At 42.9% G+C, this 18,660-nt stretch carries 14 protein-coding genes and 1 pseudogene; 14 read left to right on the top strand and 1 reads right to left on the bottom strand.

Annotation, left to right across the window (positions count from 1 at the left end):
- Nucleotide 1 precedes the first annotated feature (1 nt).
- From WKT01_RS07065 to rfbA, 5 genes are read left to right on the top strand one after another with little or no spacing between them, the layout of a single operon-like run.
- Nucleotides 2-964, top strand: a complete 963-nt coding sequence (locus WKT01_RS07065; RefSeq protein ID WP_340311788.1) for a glycosyltransferase — start codon at nt 2-4, stop codon at nt 962-964.
- Nucleotides 961-3,300, top strand: coding sequence for an adenylyltransferase/cytidyltransferase family protein (locus tag WKT01_RS07060; protein ID WP_340311786.1), 2,340 nt, complete (start codon nt 961-963; stop codon nt 3,298-3,300). Before WKT01_RS07065 ends, WKT01_RS07060 begins: the two co-directional genes overlap by 4 nt.
- A 27-nt stretch (nt 3,301-3,327) precedes the next feature.
- Nucleotides 3,328-4,461 carry a dTDP-4-amino-4,6-dideoxygalactose transaminase gene (rffA, locus tag WKT01_RS07055; protein WP_117975696.1) on the top strand — a complete coding sequence of 378 codons (1,134 nt, stop codon included), beginning with the start codon at nt 3,328-3,330 and terminating at the stop codon, nt 4,459-4,461.
- Between the two features lie 9 nt (nt 4,462-4,470).
- Nucleotides 4,471-5,547, top strand: a complete 1,077-nt coding sequence (gene rfbB / locus WKT01_RS07050; protein ID WP_117975697.1) for a dTDP-glucose 4,6-dehydratase — start codon at nt 4,471-4,473, stop codon at nt 5,545-5,547.
- Nucleotides 5,548-5,559: 12 nt separating this feature from the next.
- On the top strand, nt 5,560-6,429 hold the full coding sequence (gene rfbA / locus WKT01_RS07045) for a glucose-1-phosphate thymidylyltransferase RfbA (protein WP_117975698.1): 870 nt from the start codon (nt 5,560-5,562) through the stop codon (nt 6,427-6,429).
- A gap of 99 nt (nt 6,430-6,528) precedes the next feature.
- On the opposite strand, the gene WKT01_RS07040 is transcribed toward rfbA, so the two are convergent.
- Nucleotides 6,529-6,753 (bottom strand): sporulation initiation factor Spo0A C-terminal domain-containing protein, encoded by a 225-nt coding sequence (locus tag WKT01_RS07040; protein WP_340311783.1) that lies wholly within the window; start codon nt 6,751-6,753, stop codon nt 6,529-6,531.
- Between the two features lie 279 nt (nt 6,754-7,032).
- Between WKT01_RS07040 and WKT01_RS07035 the strand changes: the two genes are divergently transcribed.
- The 9 genes and pseudogenes from WKT01_RS07035 (at nt 7,033) to WKT01_RS06995 (ending at nt 18,581) form a co-directional block, all read left to right on the top strand.
- On the top strand, nt 7,033-8,121 hold the full coding sequence (locus WKT01_RS07035) for a glycosyltransferase family 4 protein (RefSeq protein ID WP_117975700.1): 1,089 nt from the start codon (nt 7,033-7,035) through the stop codon (nt 8,119-8,121).
- Nucleotides 8,122-8,133: 12 nt separating this feature from the next.
- Nucleotides 8,134-9,252 (top strand): glycosyltransferase family 1 protein, encoded by a 1,119-nt coding sequence (locus tag WKT01_RS07030; RefSeq protein WP_117975701.1) that lies wholly within the window; start codon nt 8,134-8,136, stop codon nt 9,250-9,252.
- A complete protein-coding gene (locus WKT01_RS07025; protein WP_059069053.1) occupies nt 9,252-10,217 on the top strand; it encodes a glycosyltransferase family 2 protein in 966 nt (321 codons plus the stop codon). Before WKT01_RS07030 ends, WKT01_RS07025 begins: the two co-directional genes overlap by 1 nt.
- Nucleotides 10,218-10,228: 11 nt before the next feature.
- Nucleotides 10,229-11,746: a lipopolysaccharide biosynthesis protein gene (locus tag WKT01_RS07020; protein WP_117975702.1), complete on the top strand. Its 1,518-nt coding sequence runs from the start codon at nt 10,229-10,231 to the stop codon at nt 11,744-11,746.
- A 9-nt stretch (nt 11,747-11,755) separates the two neighbouring features.
- A complete protein-coding gene (locus WKT01_RS07015; protein WP_117975703.1) occupies nt 11,756-13,513 on the top strand; it encodes a DUF6020 family protein in 1,758 nt (585 codons plus the stop codon).
- Nucleotides 13,479-14,442, top strand: a pseudogene (locus WKT01_RS07010) (glycosyltransferase family 2 protein). The gene WKT01_RS07015 and the pseudogene WKT01_RS07010 overlap by 35 nt, the downstream one beginning before the upstream one ends.
- Nucleotides 14,439-14,831, top strand: a complete 393-nt coding sequence (locus WKT01_RS07005; protein ID WP_059069058.1) for a GtrA family protein — start codon at nt 14,439-14,441, stop codon at nt 14,829-14,831. Before WKT01_RS07010 ends, WKT01_RS07005 begins: the two are co-directional and overlap by 4 nt.
- A gap of 147 nt (nt 14,832-14,978) precedes the next feature.
- The gene (locus WKT01_RS07000; RefSeq protein ID WP_082667530.1) at nt 14,979-16,331 is read left to right on the top strand and encodes an LCP family protein; all 1,353 of its coding nucleotides are present in this window, start codon (nt 14,979-14,981) and stop codon (nt 16,329-16,331) included.
- Nucleotides 16,332-16,544: 213 nt separating this feature from the next.
- Nucleotides 16,545-18,581 carry a hypothetical protein gene (locus tag WKT01_RS06995; RefSeq protein WP_117975704.1) on the top strand — a complete coding sequence of 679 codons (2,037 nt, stop codon included), beginning with the start codon at nt 16,545-16,547 and terminating at the stop codon, nt 18,579-18,581.
- Nucleotides 18,582-18,660: the final 79 nt, after the last annotated feature.

Genomic DNA, 18,660 nt, shown 5'->3' with positions numbered 1-18,660 from the left:
GATGGAAACAATATCGTTTGTAATTCCTTGTTATCGTTCGGAGAAAACGATAGGAACGGTTGTAGATGAAATAAAAGGGATTTTTGCAGAGCAGGAAGAATTCGATTATGAAATTATTTTGATCAATGATTATTCCCCGGATAATGTCTGGAGTGTAATTAAACAGCTCTCTGAAGACCCGAAAATAAAAGGGGTATGTTTAGCAAAAAATTTTGGACAAGCTTCAGCGGTCATGGCAGGATACAGCCAAGTATCCGGCGACTATGTGGTTACAGTGGATGACGATGGGCAAAGTCCGCTGGACAGTATGATGGCTGCGCTGAAATTGTTAAAAGAAAAAGAGTATGATGTGGTATACGGAACGTGTACAGAAGCAAAATTCAATATTTTTCGTAGGATTGGGTCTAAAATCAATGGTTGGATGGCAAAGGTCATGTTTGAACGTCCCAGTACAGAACGAGTTGTCAGTCTTTCTGTGGCGAGACGTTTTGTTATCGAGGAAATGTTAAGATATGAACATTCCTATCCTTATATTTCCGGCTTGGTATACAGAACGACAAGAAATATAGGATATCTTCCGGTTCAACATAGAAAGAGAATGATGGGAACATCCGGATATTCATTTAAAAAGCTGGTCAAGGTATGGCTCAATGGTTTTACCGCGTTTTCTATTAAACCTTTGCGTATGGCAACCGTGCTGGGTTTTGTGACTTCCATTTTAGGTTTGGCCTGTGCTTTGGTCACGATCATAAATAAACTGATACATCCAAATGTTGCAATAGGATGGAGTTCTACGATCAGTGTCACTCTGATCTTAGGTGGGATCATTTTATTAGTATTAGGTATGATTGGTGAATACTTAGGAAGAATATATATGTGTATCAATCAGACACCGCAGTATGTGATTCGGGAAAAATTGAATCTAAGTGTAAAGCATGAAGATAACAGGAGAGACTGTGAATGATAAATAAAAAAGAAATATGCAGATTAGTCAAAAAGAATAAAGCGCTCATTACTCATCTTTTAAAAACAAAAGGGTACGAATTTCTGTTTTTGAAAGATACAGATTTAATAGATATATTTCAAGGAGACTTGTTTATAAAAACAGAGTTGGACTCCTGTGATGAAACAAAAAAAGGAGCCATGCTCAGTATACAAAGAGATGAAAGTACACTAGAGGTAGAAGAAACTCTAGCCGATCTGAAAATATTCGTCATGGAAGAAGAATATTCCAGAATGGAAAAACAGTTAAGCCAGGTTGAAAAGAAGAATATTTTTGACCATCTTAGATTTTTTGGCTATTCAGACATATGCTTTGAAGGCGATGGCGAGCTTATCAATTTATTAAGGAAAAAGGCGGGAAGCATGGGACAGGAGGCGACCGGTGAAGCTGTTCTGTGTATTACAGAATATATTGATACAAGAAGCACAGACAGAAAGACATCCGGTTGTTGTCTGGGAATCCGTCAGTTCCTTTACGAACTGGAAGTATTTGCTACATTTCCGGATGAAATAACAGCTTGTCTGCAAAATGAGCAGAGGTTTGCCTTGTTTGCAGAGAGATTTGTGGATATATTTCAAAAGACGGGATGGAAAATTGTTTTTTCAGAAAGAACGCCTTTTGTTGATAAGCTGCAAGAAAAGAAAACCGAGGTATGCTATCTGCATGATCTTGGGAAAGGCCAAAAAGCGGGTTCCAAATTGATTTTGATAGAAAATGGAAATTTGGCAGAAGTATCTGCCTTTTACCATGAATATAAATCTTCCTGCTGGATCGTGGTAAGGCGTTTTATCATTTTATTCCGAACCTGGATTATGGAAAATCTGACTTCCTATTTTCAAGAGGAATTGGGGAAAAAGGGAGTGGAGTTATATGTGGTAAATTGGAATTGGGCATTGAATCATCCTTTATATCCGACAGAAACCATCACTTCGGAACAAATGGAAAAGAGAGAGGAATATAATCTCTATAAGATACGGGAAAACCAAGAAATGTATCGTCCATTTTTGAAAGAGATATATCGGGAAAAATATTCGGAAAGTTATGTGGAACAGGTGATGGACATTCCAAATAAAATGGAATTGGAACCGGGAAAAATCCGACATGAAAATAGAATAAGCAAATATATTAATATTATTAACGGGGAAAGAAGAACATGCGGACAGCCGGAAAAAAGCAGACATTCTATTTATATGCTGGGGGGGTGCGTATTTTTTGGCTATGCAGTAGAAGACGGAGAAACGATCGCCAGCTTTATGCAAAAGAAATTAAATGAAACGACTGCAGATAACGCCTGGAAAGTTGTCAATATGGGAACCTGGGGCGGGAATATAGACCAGACATATAAGACGATATATGATTTGAAATTCCACAGAGGAGATATTCTGGTCATAAGTTATGCAGGATATATGCCTTTAGGTGAGGCATATGAAACTATGGATATCAGCACAGCATTAAATACAAAAGTAATGGAAAGGCAGTTGTATTTTAATAGTCTGGTACATTGCAACGATCTCGGATACGAACAGGTGGCTGAGAGATTGTTAGAAATGTTTCAGGACAAAATCGGCAGCGGTGATTTTGGGCAAGAGGAAGGCTTTTATTTGAGCCAGCCAGACAGAAAAGAAAGTGAAAAGGAAAAACTCTATACAATGCAGGCGGAGGCGTATATAGAGAAAGTTAAGAAAAATACGCCAAAAGATTGGGATAAAGGGACTTGCGGAGCAATCGTTATGAATTGCAATCCGTTTACTTTGGGACATCAATATCTGATCAGACAATCAGCTGCAAAAGTGGAACATTTGTATATTTTTGTTGTAGAAGAGGATAAATCATTCTTTCCGTTTAAGGATAGATTAGAATTAGTAAAAGCCGGAACAAAAGATATTAAAAATGTTGTCGTGGTGCCAAGTGGGAAATTGATTATCAGTTCTGTTACATTTCCGGGATATTTTTTGAAAGATTCACCGGAAAGTATAGGTGTAGATACATCACAGGATGTAGATATTTTTGGAAGATATATCGCACCGCCGTTGAATATTAAAAAACGTTTTGTAGGAGAAGAACCCATTGATATTGTGACAAGAAGCTATAATGAAAGCATGAAAGAAATCCTTCCAAGATATGGTATTGAAGTAGATGAGATCCAAAGAAAGGAAGAAGCTGGTGATGTAATTAGTGCTTCAAGGGTGCGCAGAGCGTTAAAATCAGGGGAGTTTGAAACAATCAAAAGATTAGTTCCAAGTACAACATACGAGTATTTATTGGAGCGAAAGGAACAGTATCTGACAGAAGAATAGTATATGATAAAGGAAGCGAAAGAGAAAATGATACCATTTAATATCCCCCCATACGTAGGGAAGGAAGAAGCGTATATAAAAGAAGCGATCCAAGCAGGCAAGATCTGCGGAGACGGGAATTTTACGAAGAAATGCAACAAGTGGATGGAAGAAAGTACAGGGAGTAAAAAAGTGCTGCTGACGACCTCCTGCACACATGCGACGGAGATGGCAGCGCTTCTCTGTGATATCCAGCCCGGCGATGAAGTGATCATGCCTTCTTATACGTTTGTTTCAACAGCGGACGCTTTTGTGATGCGGGGCGGCATTCCAGTTTTTGTGGATATCCGTCCGGATACGATGAATATAGATGAAAATCTTATCGAGGAAGCGATCACGGACAAGACAAAGGCGATCGTTCCTGTTCATTATGCGGGAGTCTCCTGTGAAATGGATAAGATCATGGAGATTGCTGAGAAACATCATCTTTTTGTCATCGAAGACGCGGCCCAGGGAGTTATGAGTACGTATAAGGGACAGGCTCTGGGAACGATAGGAGATTACGGATGTTATAGCTTCCATGAGACGAAGAACTATAGTATGGGAGAAGGCGGAGCTCTCTTGATCCGGGATGAAGAGAATATAGAGGCAGCAGAGATCATCCGGGAGAAAGGGACGAACAGGAGCCAGTTTTTCAGAGGAATGGTGGATAAATACACCTGGGTAGAAAAAGGATCTTCTTATCTTCCAAGTGAATTGAACGCGGCTTATCTGTATGCGCAGTTGGAGCAGGCGGATAAGATAAATGCCCGGCGGCGTTCTATTTACAGCATGTATCATGAACAGTTGAAGGAACTGGAAGAAGCCGGATATCTGGAACTTCCGTTTGTGCCGGAAAATTGCGAGCACAATGCCCATATGTTTTATATCAAGGTGAAAGATCTGGAAGAGAGGACAAGGCTGATTTTTTATCTGAAGGAAAATGAGATCACGGCTTCTTTTCATTATATTCCGCTCCATACAGCGCCGGCAGGAAAGAAATATGGCCGTTTTTCAGGTGAGGACAGGTTTACTACGAAGGAAAGTGAACGGCTGCTGCGCCTTCCTATGTACTATAGTCTGAAAGACAGTGAAGTGGAGCAGACGGCAGAAACAATCAAGCGGTTTTGGAAAGAAAAATAGGAGAATGCTATGAGAACATATTTAGTGACAGGCGGGGCTGGATTTATCGGTTCAAATTATATTCATTACATGTTTCAAAAATATGGTGATGAGATCCGCATCATCAATGTGGATAAACTGACTTACGCAGGGAATTTGGAGAACCTAAAAGAAGTAGAGAAAAGAGAGAATTATATTTTTTATAAAGCGGATGTCTGTGATTCGGAGGCAATACGCGCGATTTTCAAGCAGTATGAAATCGACCGTGTCGTGCATTTTGCAGCGGAAAGCCATGTAGACCGCAGTATAAAGAATCCGGAAATTTTTGTGCAGACCAATGTACTGGGAACGCTTGTCATGCTGAATGCAGCGAAGGAGTCATGGGAACTGCCGGATGGGACGTTTAAAGAGGATAAGAGATTCCTTCATGTATCTACCGATGAAGTATATGGTTCTTTGGGAGAAACAGGGTATTTTTATGAAGATACCCCGTATGCACCGCATAGTCCGTATTCTGCCAGCAAGGCATCTTCTGACATGCTTGTGAAATCCTACATGGATACATACGGGTTCCCGGCAAATATCACGAATTGCAGCAATAATTACGGTCCTTATCAGTTCCCGGAAAAATTGATCCCGCTTATGATACATAACGCATTGTCGGGAAAGAAGCTGCCGGTATATGGAGACGGACTTAATGTCCGGGATTGGCTGTATGTGGAAGATCATGCCAAAGGGATCGATATGGTACAGGAAAAGGGAAGACTTTTTGAGACCTATAATATAGGCGGGCATAACGAAAAAACGAATATAGATATCGTCCATATCATTCTGGAAACATTGTTGGAATATCTGCCGGCACAAGATCCGAGAAGGAAAAATATCAGGAAAGATCTGATCACATTTGTAGAAGACAGGAAAGGGCATGACAAAAGATACGCCATTGCACCGGACAAGATCAGTCAGGAATTAGGGTGGTATCCGGAAACATGTTTTGCAGAAGGGATCAAGAAAACGATCCGTTGGTATTTGGAACATGAAGAGTGGGTAAACAATGTGACAAGCGGAGAGTACCAGAAGTATTATAAGGAAATGTATCAAGTCTAGGAGGAAACAGATATGAAGGGAATCATTTTGGCAGGAGGTTCAGGAACCCGTCTATATCCGCTTACATATGCGGTTTCAAAGCAGATTTTGCCGGTGTATGACAAACCGATGATCTATTATCCATTGTCTACTTTAATGCTTGCCGGTATCCAGGATATTTTGATCATCTCCACCCCACGGGATGTCCCTGTTTTTCAAGAACTGTTAGGAGATGGTTCCCGTTTTGGCCTGTCCATTTCCTATGCTGTACAGGAGGAACCACGAGGTCTGGCAGAAGCATTTATTATAGGCGAATCTTTTATCGGGCAAGACAGAGTGGCCTTGGTCTTGGGAGACAATATCTTTTATGGACAGAGTTTTTCTGATATATTGAGAAAAGTCGTACAGCGGCAAGAGGGAGCCACTATTTTCGGATATTATGTGAAAAATCCAAAAGCATACGGCGTCGTAGAGTTTGATGAGGACTATAAGGTGCGCTCCATCGAGGAAAAGCCGGCAAAGCCTAAATCTAATTATGCGGTGCCGGGGCTTTACTTCTATGATAACCAAGTGATCGATATTGCCAAAAATGTGAAGCCGTCAGCCAGAGGAGAACTGGAGATCACAAGTGTAAATAACGTATATTTACAGCAGGATCAGTTAAAAGTAAAACTGTTAGGAAGAGGTTTTGCATGGTTGGATACGGGGACGCCGGAAGCTCTGATCGATGCGGCGGATTTTGTGGCGGCTTTTCAGAACAGACAGGGACTTTATATTTCGTGCATTGAAGAGATTGCTTACAGACGTGGGTTCATCGACAGAGAGCAGCTGCTCAAGCTGGCGGAGCCGATTGAAAAGACAGCATATGGGCAGTATCTTTTAGATATTGCCGAAGGGCTGTAACAGTCCGCAAGAGGGCCCATAGAAATTATAGAATATTCCCGATAATGGGAATTTACCTTTAAATCTTCAAATATGAATCTTCCATAGAAATCAGCGCTTTTAACAGTTGATATTCTGTGGGAGATTCGTATTTTTTTCGACACAATTCCAACTTGTAGCGTAAAATAGAGCGATATCGACATACAGAGATTTTGTGATCAGATTTATACGTCTCGCATCATCCATGATCAGTAACATACCATATATAATGTAATCATATCCCGTACATGTGTTGCTGGCGCCCAGACAATCCAGGAGTCGGCTGATACAGTGTTTGCAATTCAATGACAATATCCCCCAATCCTTTTATAATCTCCGCTAACTATATTAAATTGGAAAATTATGGAAAACAATAGGGATTATTCGACTATTTTCGTAAATGTTCGATAGGGACCATTTGTTTTTGATTTCGAAATTTCCGTTACGCAATTGAGATACAATTATCCAAAAAATGCAGATTGCATTGACGTGAGCGTTTACTTCTGCGTATAATAGTAGAGAAGCAGATGAAAAGAGTCTGTTTTTGTAAAACCAAGGTGATAAAGCAAAAAACATGAGGATAACATGAAGAAGATATGTTTTGTAAATTATGATATGACAGTAACCGGGGGCGTTGAACAGGTGACAACTTCACTTGCCAATGCCTTCTGTAATGATTATGAGGTATATATATTTGCGATTTTCGGGAAAGATGGTAAAGTACCTTATCATTTAGATAAGCGGATCCATTACCATGCGGAATTAAAATGGGACTGCCGGATACGCAGGCGGATCACAAGATGCTTTCACCCCTTTAAAGCATATATAAAGATGAATCAGATAGATATTGTATTTTTGATGGAGAATCATCCGGCTCTTACGGTATCGCCGGTCCGCTTCTTTACTAGAGCGAAGTTTGTCTTCTGTGACCATGGTGCTTTGATCAACGAAGCGGAGAAAAGGGATATTACGCTGTTTCGGTTTTGGGCGGCCTTGATCTCACATCGTACGGTGACATTGACCGAACAGAACCGGCAGGATTATATAAAAAAGTTTCATATCAGGCCGAAGAAGATACAAAGTATCTATAACTGGATTGCACCGGAAGTGCTGGAATGTCGGCAGGAATATGACCGTATGTCCAAAAAGATCATTACAGTAGGGCGGTTCAGCGAAGAAAAAGGCTACGATATGCTTGTCGAGGTCGCAAAAAGGGTGCTGACTGTACATCCAGACTGGGAATGGCATCTGTATGGGACCGGAGATACGCTGGAGGATATACAGGATAAGGTGGAAAAATGTCATCTGACTTCACAAGTGATCTTCAAAGGAAATGTACAGCAGGTATACAGACAGTTTAAAGAGTATGCGTTCCTTGTCCTTACGTCTTACAGAGAAGGACTGCCCCTTGTACTTTTGGAGGCAAAGGCATGCGGACTGCCAATGGTAAGTTTTGACGTGATGACCGGTCCGAGAGAGATCATTGAAGAAGGCAAAGACGGGTATCTGATCCCGCCGTATGATCTGGATAAGATGGCGCAGCGGATCGAAGAACTGATATTGGATGAAGAAAAGAGAGCCGCATTTTCCTCCTGTACGCAGGAAGGTATAGAGCTCTTTGAAAAAGAACAGATATACAGACAGTGGCAGGCGCTGATTGAAGAATTGACATAGATAGGAGAAGCGATGAAAGTATTACAAGTAGGGTTATCTTTTAATCCGGGCGGAATCGAGAGTTTTGTGATGACATATTACCGGCAGATGAGAAAGATGGGAGTACAGTTTGATTTTATCAGTATGTTTCCCCATCTCGCCTATGAGGAAGAAATTCTTTCGCTGGGCGGGAAGGTGTTCCATACAAGAGACGCCAGAAAACATCCTTTTGCCTTTCATACAGAATTGCGGAAAATCTTGCAGGCAGGGAAGTATGACGTGGTACATGTCAACATGCTTTCCGCGGCAAATATTGTTCCATTGGTGACGGCCAAACAGGAGAAGGTCCCGGTCGTCGCCGCGCACTCTCATAATTCGTCTACGCCGGGTATTGTACGTAATATGCTGCACAGGATCAACAAAAGCTGGATCCCAAGATATGCGTCCATGTATTTCGCATGCAGTGAAGTGGCTGGACATTGGTTGTTTTCGGACAGGATCGTAGAGGGGGAGAAGTTTCATTTGATCCACAATGCCTTGCATATGGAAAAATTCCGATTTTGTGAAGCAGTCCGGGAAGAAGTCAGAAAAGAGCTGGAGTTAGAAGGAAAATTCGTAGTAGGGCATGTGGGAAGATTTGAAGAACAGAAAAATCATCTGTTTTTGCTGGAAATATTTAAAGAAGTAGCAAAGATGCGGGAGGAGGCCGTACTTTTGCTGATCGGCGACGGAGAACTGAAAAATGCGGTTCAGGAAAAGGCAAAGGAGTACGGTCTGGAGGAGAAGGTGCGTTTCCTGGGGATACGCCAGGATGTGGACAGGCTGTGGAAGGCAATGGACGTTTTTGTCCTGCCGTCCTTGTTTGAAGGACTTCCGATCGTTGCGCTGGAAGCGCAGGCTTCCGGTGTATATAGTATTATGGCAGATACGATCACAAAGGAAGTAAAACTGACAGACCGTGTGGAATTCCTTTCTTTAGAAGAGGAAAAGGAAAAGTGGCGAGACGCCATTCTTTCGGCGGAAAAGTCTGCACAAAAAGAGACATACAATGCTGTGATAAAGAAGCAGTTCTGTGAAGCCGGGTATGATATCGAGAGTGCGGCACAGACATTGCTGACGTATTATGAAAGTGGAAAGAAGGAGGCTGTGTGATGGCAGAGATCAGTGTGATCGTACCGGTGTATAAAGTAGAGCCATATTTGCATAAATGTGTGGATTCTATTCTGGAGCAGAGTTTTTCGGATATACAGGTGATCCTGGTGGATGATGGGAGCCCGGACAGTTGTGGGGATATTTGTGAAGAATATGCCCAGAAAGACACACGGGTACAAGTCGTGCATAAGGAAAATGGAGGACTTAGTGACGCCAGAAATGCGGGGATCGCCTATACAGAAGGCAACTATGTGATTTTTCTGGACAGTGATGACTATATTGAGAGAGATATGTTGGAATATTTGTATACAAATATCAAAACGGCAGATGCAGATATGGCAACATGCGGTATTTACGAGGTGTATAAAGACAGAATAGAGGCACAGGAAGAAACGCCGGGGTTTGTGTGCACCGGAGAGGAAGCGTTTCGCTGCATTTTGCAGGGACATACCATCCGCGGAGAGATATGGAATAAGCTCATCAAAAAGGAGTGTATGGAAGATCTGCGTTTCCCGAAAGGAAGACTGTATGAGGATATTTATTATACCGTAGATCTGATGCAGCGGATAAAGAAAGTGGCAGTCGGGACAAAGCCAAAGTATTATTATCTGCACAGAGAGGACAGTATTACGGGAAGGGCGTACAGACCGCAGCTGTTTGATATTATTGACGGCTATACAAAGAATTACCAGGTGGTAAAGAAGGCGTTTCCAAGTCTGGAGAGAGAGGCGCAGTGTCTGTGGATATGGTCCAGATTTATTGTATTGGACAAGATGCTGCTGGAAGAGGAGTATAAGAAGCTGGACGGCTATAAAGAACTGAAGCGTTTTATCAAGCGCCATCTGTTTGTGATCATGAAGAATCCTTATTTTCAGAAGAAACGGAAATTGTCAGCCTGGATCTTATTTTTGAATATAGGTGTGTACAGGCGGCTGGTATTTATCAGTGAAGAGAAGAAAAAGTAAAAGGAGACTGCATGAGAAGTAAACTGGCTTTTAAAAATATGGCGGCAAATCTGTTTTTACAGGTGATCGTGTTCTTGTCAGGGATCATACTGCCGCGTTTTATCCTGGAAGCATATGGCTCCAGCATCAACGGCATGATCACATCTGTCAATCAGTTTTTAATGTATTTGGGACTGGCAGAGGCCGGTGTGGGGACGGCCACAGTGGTCGCGCTTTATAATCCGTTGGCTCTAAAGCGCACAGATGAGGTGAATGGGATCCTTTCTGCTTCAAGGCGTTTTTACAATCGTTCGGGTATGTTATTCCTGGGGCTTGTATTGGTCTTAGTATATGTGTATCCGTTTTTGATCTCTCGGCAGTTAGATACGGGACTTGTTCGTGGGATGGTCTTTGTATTGGCGAGCAGTACGCTTGTGGACTATTTTTTCCTGGGAAAATACAGGGCGCTTTTAATGGCAAACCAGGAAGGGTATGTGGTTGCGCTGATACAGGCGGCTGGTACGATCGTGAATATGGCAGTTTCTATCGTGCTGATCTATATGGGTGCCAGTGTCCTGGCGGTAAAAGCAGTGGCTACAGGGGTATATATGCTTCGCCTGATTTTGGTCAGGACGTATGCAAAGCGCAGACATCCGGAACTGAATTTCCATGCCGAGCCGATAGAAGAAGCTTTGAATCAAAAAAACGCAGCTTTATTACATCAGGTCGTAGGGATCATCGTAAACAATACCGATACAGCGATCCTGACAATCTGCCTAGGCAGCAGGTCCTTGCTGGAAGTCAGTGTATACGGAACATATATGTTGGTAGTTAACGCAGTGAATCAGTTAATGACCTCTTTTTCCAATGGTTTGACTGCGGGCTTCGGGGAAGTGATCGCTAAGAAAGAAGATGCGGTCTTAAAGAAAAGTTATTCTAGTTATGAATACATGTATATGGTGATTTTGTTTATTGTGATCGCCTGCATGGGTGTGCTGATCCTTCCGTTTATTCGGATTTATACGATCAATTTGGAAGATGTTTCCTATGTACGTCCGGTGTTAGCTGTTTTATTTACGCTTATCGTGCTCATGCAGAATGTAAGAATACCGGGGCTTACGATCATCTGCGCGGCCGGTCATTATAAAGAGACGAGGCGGCAGGCAATCCTGGAAGCGGTGCTTCATCTTGTAGTATCGCTGTCTCTGGTCTGGAAATTTGGAATGGCAGGTGTGCTGATGGGTGCTGTGTGTTCCTACGGATACCGGTCCTGTGATATTGTATTATATAACAATAAATATCTTATAAAAGGTTCCGGGAAACGATCGTTCATCCGTATTTTTAGAAACGGGCTTGCGGCAGGCGTATTGATGTGGCTTGGACTTCTTTTGATTCCGCAGGAGATGACTTCTTTTTTTGTCTGGTTTGTCTATGCTGTAGGAATGGGAAGTGCATCGGTCGCAGGGATCGTGGCTGTGAATTATCTGGCGGAACCGAAAGAGTTTAAAGAACTGCTGGCAAGAGTGAAAGGTATATGTAGAAATAGGTGAGAGGGGAAAATGAAGAAGATCAAGACGGTGACAAAAAATATTTATATACAGGTACTGGTGATCACAGCGGCGCTGATCTGGACATTACAGCTGCGGACATCGAATATTTTTACTGTGCTGCTTTTAGTAGGTGTATATTGTCTTTTACAGACAAAGACACCGGCACAAGATAAAGTAGAATGTTGGATCGTCGGTATCCTTTCTGCCATTTTTTCTGTTTTGTGGGTGGCGGGAAACTATGAAGCCTATCAGCTGAGCGGTGTGAAAAAGATCGTACAGTATATGATCACGGTATATGGGCTGTATTTGCTGCTCTATCGTGTGTTAAGTCTGCTTTTTCATAAGCTGCTGTCTGTGGAATTATATAAAGAAAGAGAAGGGAAAATAAAGCCCTGGATGTTTTTTGCAGGTGCGTTTGTCATTTGTATGGTATGCTGGCTTCCGTATTTTCTAGCCTATTATCCGGGGATCATCACAGATGATGCAGAGTGGCAGCTGGCTCAGGCGCTGGGACTGCGCTCTTACAGCAACCATCAGCCCTGGATCCATACGATGTTGCACAGGCTGTTTTATGTACTTGGTTTTTCTTTGTTTCATACGCCGAACGCAGGTGTGGCTGTCTGTGTTTTCATGCAGATGTGTGTGATGGCAGGTACCTATGCCTACCTTTTATTGACATTTTATAAGGAGAAGCTGCATCCATATTTTATTTTAGGCTGTCTTGCCTATTTTGCGCTTTTTCCTGTCAATGCATTTTATGCAGTGACGTTATGGAAAGATGTACTGCTCGGGGCGGTCGTACTCTTGTTTTCTCTGTCCATATGGAAAATATGCAGAGAAAAAGAGGGGGAAAAAGGAGCGGGCAAATATATGTTGTTTTTTATAACAGGTGTGCTGCTCTGTATATTGAGAAGCAATGGATATTATGCATATCTTTTGTGTATCCCGTTTTTTATCTGGCTGTTCAAGGGCAGACGAAAAAGAATTCTGTTGTTATGCATGCTGGCAGTTCTGCTGGCTTCAGTTTATAAGGGGCCTGTCCTAGAGCAGTATCATGTAGTTCCTCCGGATGTGATCGAATCTTTATCTGTTCCGGCACAGCATATCGCCAGAGTCATCGCGGATGGCGGAGAACTGAAGAAGGAACAGTATGAACTGTTGGAAAAGGCCGTGGATGTCGGGCAGATTAAGGAAGTGTATGATCCGACGATTTCGGATCCTATAAAAACGCTAGTGAGGCAGACCGGCGACCAGGAATATATAAAAGAGCACAAAGGTGACTATTTCCGGCTATGGCTGGAATTGGGGTTCTCCCATCCCTCTACCTATCTTAAAGCACAGATTGACCAGACAAAAGGATACTGGTATCCGGATGTACAGTACTGGGTCACGACAACGATGATGAAAGAAAATGATTGGGGGATGTATCGGGATCCGAAACTTCCTGAGCCTGTCGTAAAAATACTGGGAGTATGGGAATATATATATAGGGGCATACCGGTTCTGGGGCTCCTGTGGAGTATCGGCTTTTATACATGGCTGTTGTTTGTGTTGATCGGCGCTGCGGTCAGGAAGGGAAAGTCGATCCTGCCGTTTCTGCCTATGGTTGCGATTCTTATATCTTTGTTTATCGCTACGCCGGTACAGGCGGAATTTAGATATAGCTATGCAATGGTCACAGCGATGCCGTTATTTATCGCGATCGTCTGTGAAAAGAAAATGAGGAGGGAATATGCAGAAGATAGCAGTATTGATACCATGTTATAATGAAAGTGTGACGATCCGGAAAGTGGTAGAAGATTTTAAAGCAGTCCTGCCGGAAGCGGTCGTCTATGTGTATGATAATAATTCTTCCGATCACACGGATGAAATCGCCAGACAAGCGGGCGCTGTTGTAAGATACGAATACCGCCAGGGAAAAGGAAATGTGATCCGCAGTATGTTCCGGGATATTGACGCGGACTGCTATATCATGGCAGACGGAGATGATACATATCCGGCAGAACATGCAAAAGATATGGTGAAGCTTGTATTGGGGGGTAGATATGGTGATCGGAGACAGGCTGTCGTCTACCTATTTTACAGAGAACAAAAGACCTTTTCATAATTTGGGCAATAAAATGGTACGTTTCTTTATCAATAAACTGTTTGGCAATGAAGTGCATGATATTATGACAGGATACAGGGCGTTTAGCAGACGTTTTGTAAAATCTTTTCCTGTTTTGTCAAAAGGGTTTGAGATAGAGACGGAAATGACGATCCATGCGGTGGATAAAAATTTCCTGTTGGAAGAGATCCCGATTATGTACAGAGACAGGCCGGATGGCAGTGAGTCGAAGTTAAATACGTTTGCGGATGGGATAAAAGTGTTGTCTACGATAGCGACTCTATTTCGGGAGTACAGGCCGTTTGCGTTTTTTTCCTGCATTGCGGCAGTGTTATGGCTGCTGGCGGCAGGTCTGTTTATTCCGGTATTGATAGAGTTTTTGCATACAGGACTGGTACAACGGTTCCCTACGTTGATCGTATCTGGGATCATTGCGGTGATGGGAATGCTTTTGTGGGTGTGCGGGATCATTTTGACAGTGATCGTAAAAAAGCATCGGCAATTATATGAGATACTTTTGAACCAGATAGAGATCGAGCAGAGGATACGGGAAAGAGTGGAAACGGGGAAGGTCGGAGAGGAAGAATGAAAAAACTGGCGGCACAGATCGTAAAATTTGGAATCGTAGGCGGAAGCGCTTTTTTGATCGATTATGGAATTTTGCTTATATTGACAGAATTCTGCGGCATCCATTATCTTCTGTCAGGGGGAATCTCTTTTACTGTGTCAGTGATATATAATTATATCCTAAGTGTAAAATGGGTGTTTGATGCTGGCAGGCAGGAAGATAAGAAAAAGGAATTTTTGTGGTTTGTGACTCTTAGTGTGATCGGACTGGGGCTCAATCAGCTTTTCCTCTGGATCTTTGCAGAAGTCCTGCATGTATTTTATATGTTTGCTAAAATCATCGTAACGGCGATCGTTATGGTGTATAATTTTGTGACAAGAAAAATTTTTCTGGAAAAACGCCCGGCATGAAAGTGGGATGTTATATGACAGACCGTATAGGAATTCTATGAAAATAGTTGAATCTTTTTTTTCTTTGTTGTACTATGATAAACAGATGAAAAATAGAGTGTATACAGTAAGAAAATATAAATCAAAATTTACAAAGAGAGGAATTGTATGTCCAAAAATGTAAGAAGGCGCGGCAGAAAACTTGCCCGCAGAAAAAGAGGAAATTGGTTTACGAGAATGCGTACCTGGCAGAAGGTTTTGCTATGCTTTGCCGGGGTTTTTGTCTGTCTGTTGGCAACAGCAGTGACCTATGTGGCGGCAAAATGGAATAAAGTCGATACACAGAAGATCAAAGCGGAAGATTTGATCATCAACAAAGAGGTACAGGAAAATATCGATCTGGGAGAAGGGTATACAAATGTAGCCTTGTTCGGTGTGGATTCCCGTGACGGAAACTTAGGGGAAGGAAATCGTACCGATTGCATCATCGTAGCAAGCTTAAATAATGAGACAAAAGAGATCAAGATGGCTTCAATCTATCGGGATACGCTTTTGGATCTGTCAGAAGGGACTTATCAAAAGTGCAATGCGGCATATAGTTTCGGTGGTCCTACTATGGCGGTAAATATGCTGAATATGAATTTGGATCTGGACATCCAGGATTATGTGACTGTGGATTTCGGAGCTATAGCAGACGCGATAGATCTCCTGGGCGGTCTTGAAATGGATATTACAGATGAAGAAGCGTACTATATCAGTGAATATCTGCAGGAGACTGCTGACTCAGCCGGGAAAGAAGCACATTTTCTGGATTATGGCGGACATATGGTCCTGGATGGAGCGCAGGCGACGACGTATGCGCGGATCCGTTCTACGGAAGGCGGAGATTTTACTCGGACAGAGCGTCAGAGACTTGTGATCGAGAAAATTGTAGAAAAGGCGACAAAAACAGATCTTGGAACTTTAAATAAAATTATTGATGAAGTATTTCCACAGATTTCTACCAGCTTTACTCTGCCTGAGATCTTAAATTATGCAAAAGCATATAAAGACTATAAATTGGCGGGAAATACAGGCTTCCCGATCGATCTGACAACGGACACGCTTTCGGAATTGGGAAGTGTCGTGATTCCGCAGGATCTAGCGAGCAATGTATCCAAACTTCATGAGTTCTTGTTTGGCACGACCGGGTATACACCGTCGTCTACGGTCAATACACTGAGCGCGAATATTGCTTATAAAGTAAGTTCTGCGGGCAGTGCGTCGAATACCGGCGATACAGGAACAGATTCTGTAGAAAGTCAATATGTGCAGGATGACAGTAGTTCTGATATTTCAGAGGATTATGTGGATCCAAATACGTCGGGGACAACAGAGCCGATAGAGCCGGCGCCGCCGGAAGCGCCGCCTACAGAGGACGGTTCACAAGATACAGGCGGCACAGGAAATACAGACGGCGGCACATCAGGAGACGGCAATACGGGAGACGGAACCAATACAGGAGACGGCACAACAGGATGACGAAAGTGCAAATATAGGATAAAAAGAAAAGTCAGAAGACCGCAAACGTGGTCGTCTGGCTTTTTATATTTAGGAGTAATAATAAAAATGGGATCACAATAAAAACGTTGTCTTTTTCTGTAAAATGGGTTATAATTTGCGTACAAATATCGTGGGGAGATTTGTAGAAACAAGCAGGGAAGTGTAAATAAAAGAATAAACAGGGGTGATGAAATGAAAAGAAGAATGTCTATTGCATTGTTGTGCTGCTCAATGGCGCTTGGCAATGCTCTTGTAAGTATGCCTGTCAAAGCAGCGGATCCTATAGAAGGAACGGATCCGTACACGGCAGTGGATTTTGAGTCTTATCTGACAGAGCAGGGTTTTCCGGAAAGTTATAAAATTGAATTGAGAAGATTACATGAAGTATATCCAAACTGGATCTTTGAGGCGCAGCATACAGGGCTTGAATGGGCAGAAGCGCTGCAGGCGGAGAGTATAATCGGAAAGAATCTGGTGCCGGCTTCCAGTATTAGTTCATGGAAATCTACAGATGACCAGGCGTATGACTGGGATACCGGTGAGTGGGCAGAATTTGACAGCGGCGGATGGGTGGCAGCCTCTCCGGAGATTATAGGGTATTATATGGATCCTCGGAATTTTTTGGGTGAAGATTCTGTGTTCCAGTTTTTAAAGCAGAGTTATGATCCGCAGACGGAGACAAAAGAAGGCATCGAAAATATGACCGCAGATTCGTTCCTGGCAGGGACATATGAGGAGAATGGGACACAGTCGTATTCTGCTGCTTTGATTCAGGCCGCGGAAGTCTCTAATGTGAATCCTTATGTCCTGGCTTCTATGATCATTATGGAGCAAGGCAGAGCCGGTACCGGTGATTCGATTTCCGGGACGGTAGCAGGGTATGAAGGATATTATAATTATTTTAATATCGGAGCGTATAAGACAGCTTCTATGTCCGCGGTAGAAAGAGGCTTGTGGTTTGCAAAAGGATCCGGCGCAGGCGCGGTTAGTTATGATCGGCCATGGGACGCAAGAATAAAGTCTATCCTGGGCGGCGCCCTGCATTATGGAGAAAATTATGTAAACAAGGGACAGGATACATTATATTTGAAGAAATTTAATGTGCAGGGTGATAATCTTTACAATCATCAATACATGGCTAATGTAGCAGGGAGCGCTTCAGAAGGCAGTATTATGTCAGAGGCCTATACGGCGGCTTTTCGGACAGGAAATCTTACATTTAAGATCCCGGTATATGAAAACATGCCGGAGACAGCCTGCGTACAGCCTACGGGAAATGAGCCTCCTGTCCGGGAAGACCAGACAAAGCCGGAGGGAGAAAAGAATCCGGATGGTGAGACAAGCGGAAATGGCAGTGCAGAAGAAAATAATCCGAATACAGGAAATGACGGAAAGGAAAATATCAGCGGAAATATAGCGCTGACCGACGGCGAGGCGAAAGTGGGAGATACGGTTTCTGTAAAGGCCGTAGTCAGCAGTGAAGAGGCCTTGATCAGCAAATATTCTGTCAGCTTCATATATGATCCGGAATGTCTGGAATTTGTATCGGAGGATCTGGCAGCTGGAAAGGCAGGAATTGTAAATCTGGAAGGCGTATTGGATACAGAAGCAAAAGAGGTACAGGCAGATCTTACGTTCAAAGTATTAAAAGCAGGAGAACATTCTATCGGTGTATCGGAAGCAAAAGTAGTGACAGTAGATGAAGTACTGCTGACAATGAGCAGTCAGGAAGCAGTCATAAAGGGAGTGCAAAATATAGATCAACCGCAGGATGAGACGGTGGGAGAAGCGGGCTCATCCACTGACGGAACAGGAGCCCCCGAAAATATACCATCCACTGACGGAACAGGAACACCTGAAAATATACCATCCACGCCATCGACTGACGGAACGGGTGGGAACACGCAGCCCCCGGTATTTCAGAAAGGGGAAGAACAAGGCGTGAGCGGCAGTTCATCTCAGACAAAGCCGAGCAGTGAGCAGAAAGCTTCTGCCACAGGAGAGGCAAAGACAAAATCAAGACAAGATGGGCAGAGTAAAACGAAACAAAGGGTGGATAAAAATGCGGAAGTGCCAGTTACAAAAGATTCCAATATCAGTGGGATCCTTGGCATAATAGGAGTGGCAGGGATCGCAAGCGCAGTATTGATCGTTATGACCGTACTTGTGATCGGCGTGGTGTCGGCAAGGCGGAAAGAAGAGGAAGATTCTGCATACAAAGATGAATAAACATAGACATTTTCTTATAAAAAGTGTATGATAGTAAAAGAGTCGGTACATACCGTATAGGGTGATGAAACGAGATTAA

The organism is Mediterraneibacter sp. ICN-202921, assembly GCF_037890075.1.
In the GTDB taxonomy this organism is placed as follows: domain Bacteria; phylum Bacillota; class Clostridia; order Lachnospirales; family Lachnospiraceae; genus Mediterraneibacter; species Mediterraneibacter massiliensis.
The sequence above is the reverse complement of the archived record's forward strand: the minus strand, read 5'-3'. Positions and strand labels throughout refer to the sequence as shown.

Bases quoted from the DNA above. Each gene is read 5' to 3' on its own strand.
- WKT01_RS07065 (WP_340311788.1), top strand. From the start codon at position 2: ATGGAAACAATATCGTTTGTAATTCCTTGTTATCGTTCGGAGAAAACG.
- WKT01_RS07060 (WP_340311786.1), top strand. From the start codon at position 961: ATGATAAATAAAAAAGAAATATGCAGATTAGTCAAAAAGAATAAAGCG.
- rffA (WP_117975696.1), top strand. From the start codon at position 3,328: ATGATACCATTTAATATCCCCCCATACGTAGGGAAGGAAGAAGCGTAT.
- rfbB (WP_117975697.1), top strand. From the start codon at position 4,471: ATGAGAACATATTTAGTGACAGGCGGGGCTGGATTTATCGGTTCAAAT.
- rfbA (WP_117975698.1), top strand. From the start codon at position 5,560: ATGAAGGGAATCATTTTGGCAGGAGGTTCAGGAACCCGTCTATATCCG.
- WKT01_RS07035 (WP_117975700.1), top strand. From the start codon at position 7,033: ATGAAGAAGATATGTTTTGTAAATTATGATATGACAGTAACCGGGGGC.
- WKT01_RS07030 (WP_117975701.1), top strand. From the start codon at position 8,134: ATGAAAGTATTACAAGTAGGGTTATCTTTTAATCCGGGCGGAATCGAG.
- WKT01_RS07025 (WP_059069053.1), top strand. From the start codon at position 9,252: ATGGCAGAGATCAGTGTGATCGTACCGGTGTATAAAGTAGAGCCATAT.
- WKT01_RS07020 (WP_117975702.1), top strand. From the start codon at position 10,229: ATGAGAAGTAAACTGGCTTTTAAAAATATGGCGGCAAATCTGTTTTTA.
- WKT01_RS07015 (WP_117975703.1), top strand. From the start codon at position 11,756: ATGAAGAAGATCAAGACGGTGACAAAAAATATTTATATACAGGTACTG.
- WKT01_RS07005 (WP_059069058.1), top strand. From the start codon at position 14,439: ATGAAAAAACTGGCGGCACAGATCGTAAAATTTGGAATCGTAGGCGGA.
- WKT01_RS07000 (WP_082667530.1), top strand. From the start codon at position 14,979: ATGTCCAAAAATGTAAGAAGGCGCGGCAGAAAACTTGCCCGCAGAAAA.
- WKT01_RS06995 (WP_117975704.1), top strand. From the start codon at position 16,545: ATGAAAAGAAGAATGTCTATTGCATTGTTGTGCTGCTCAATGGCGCTT.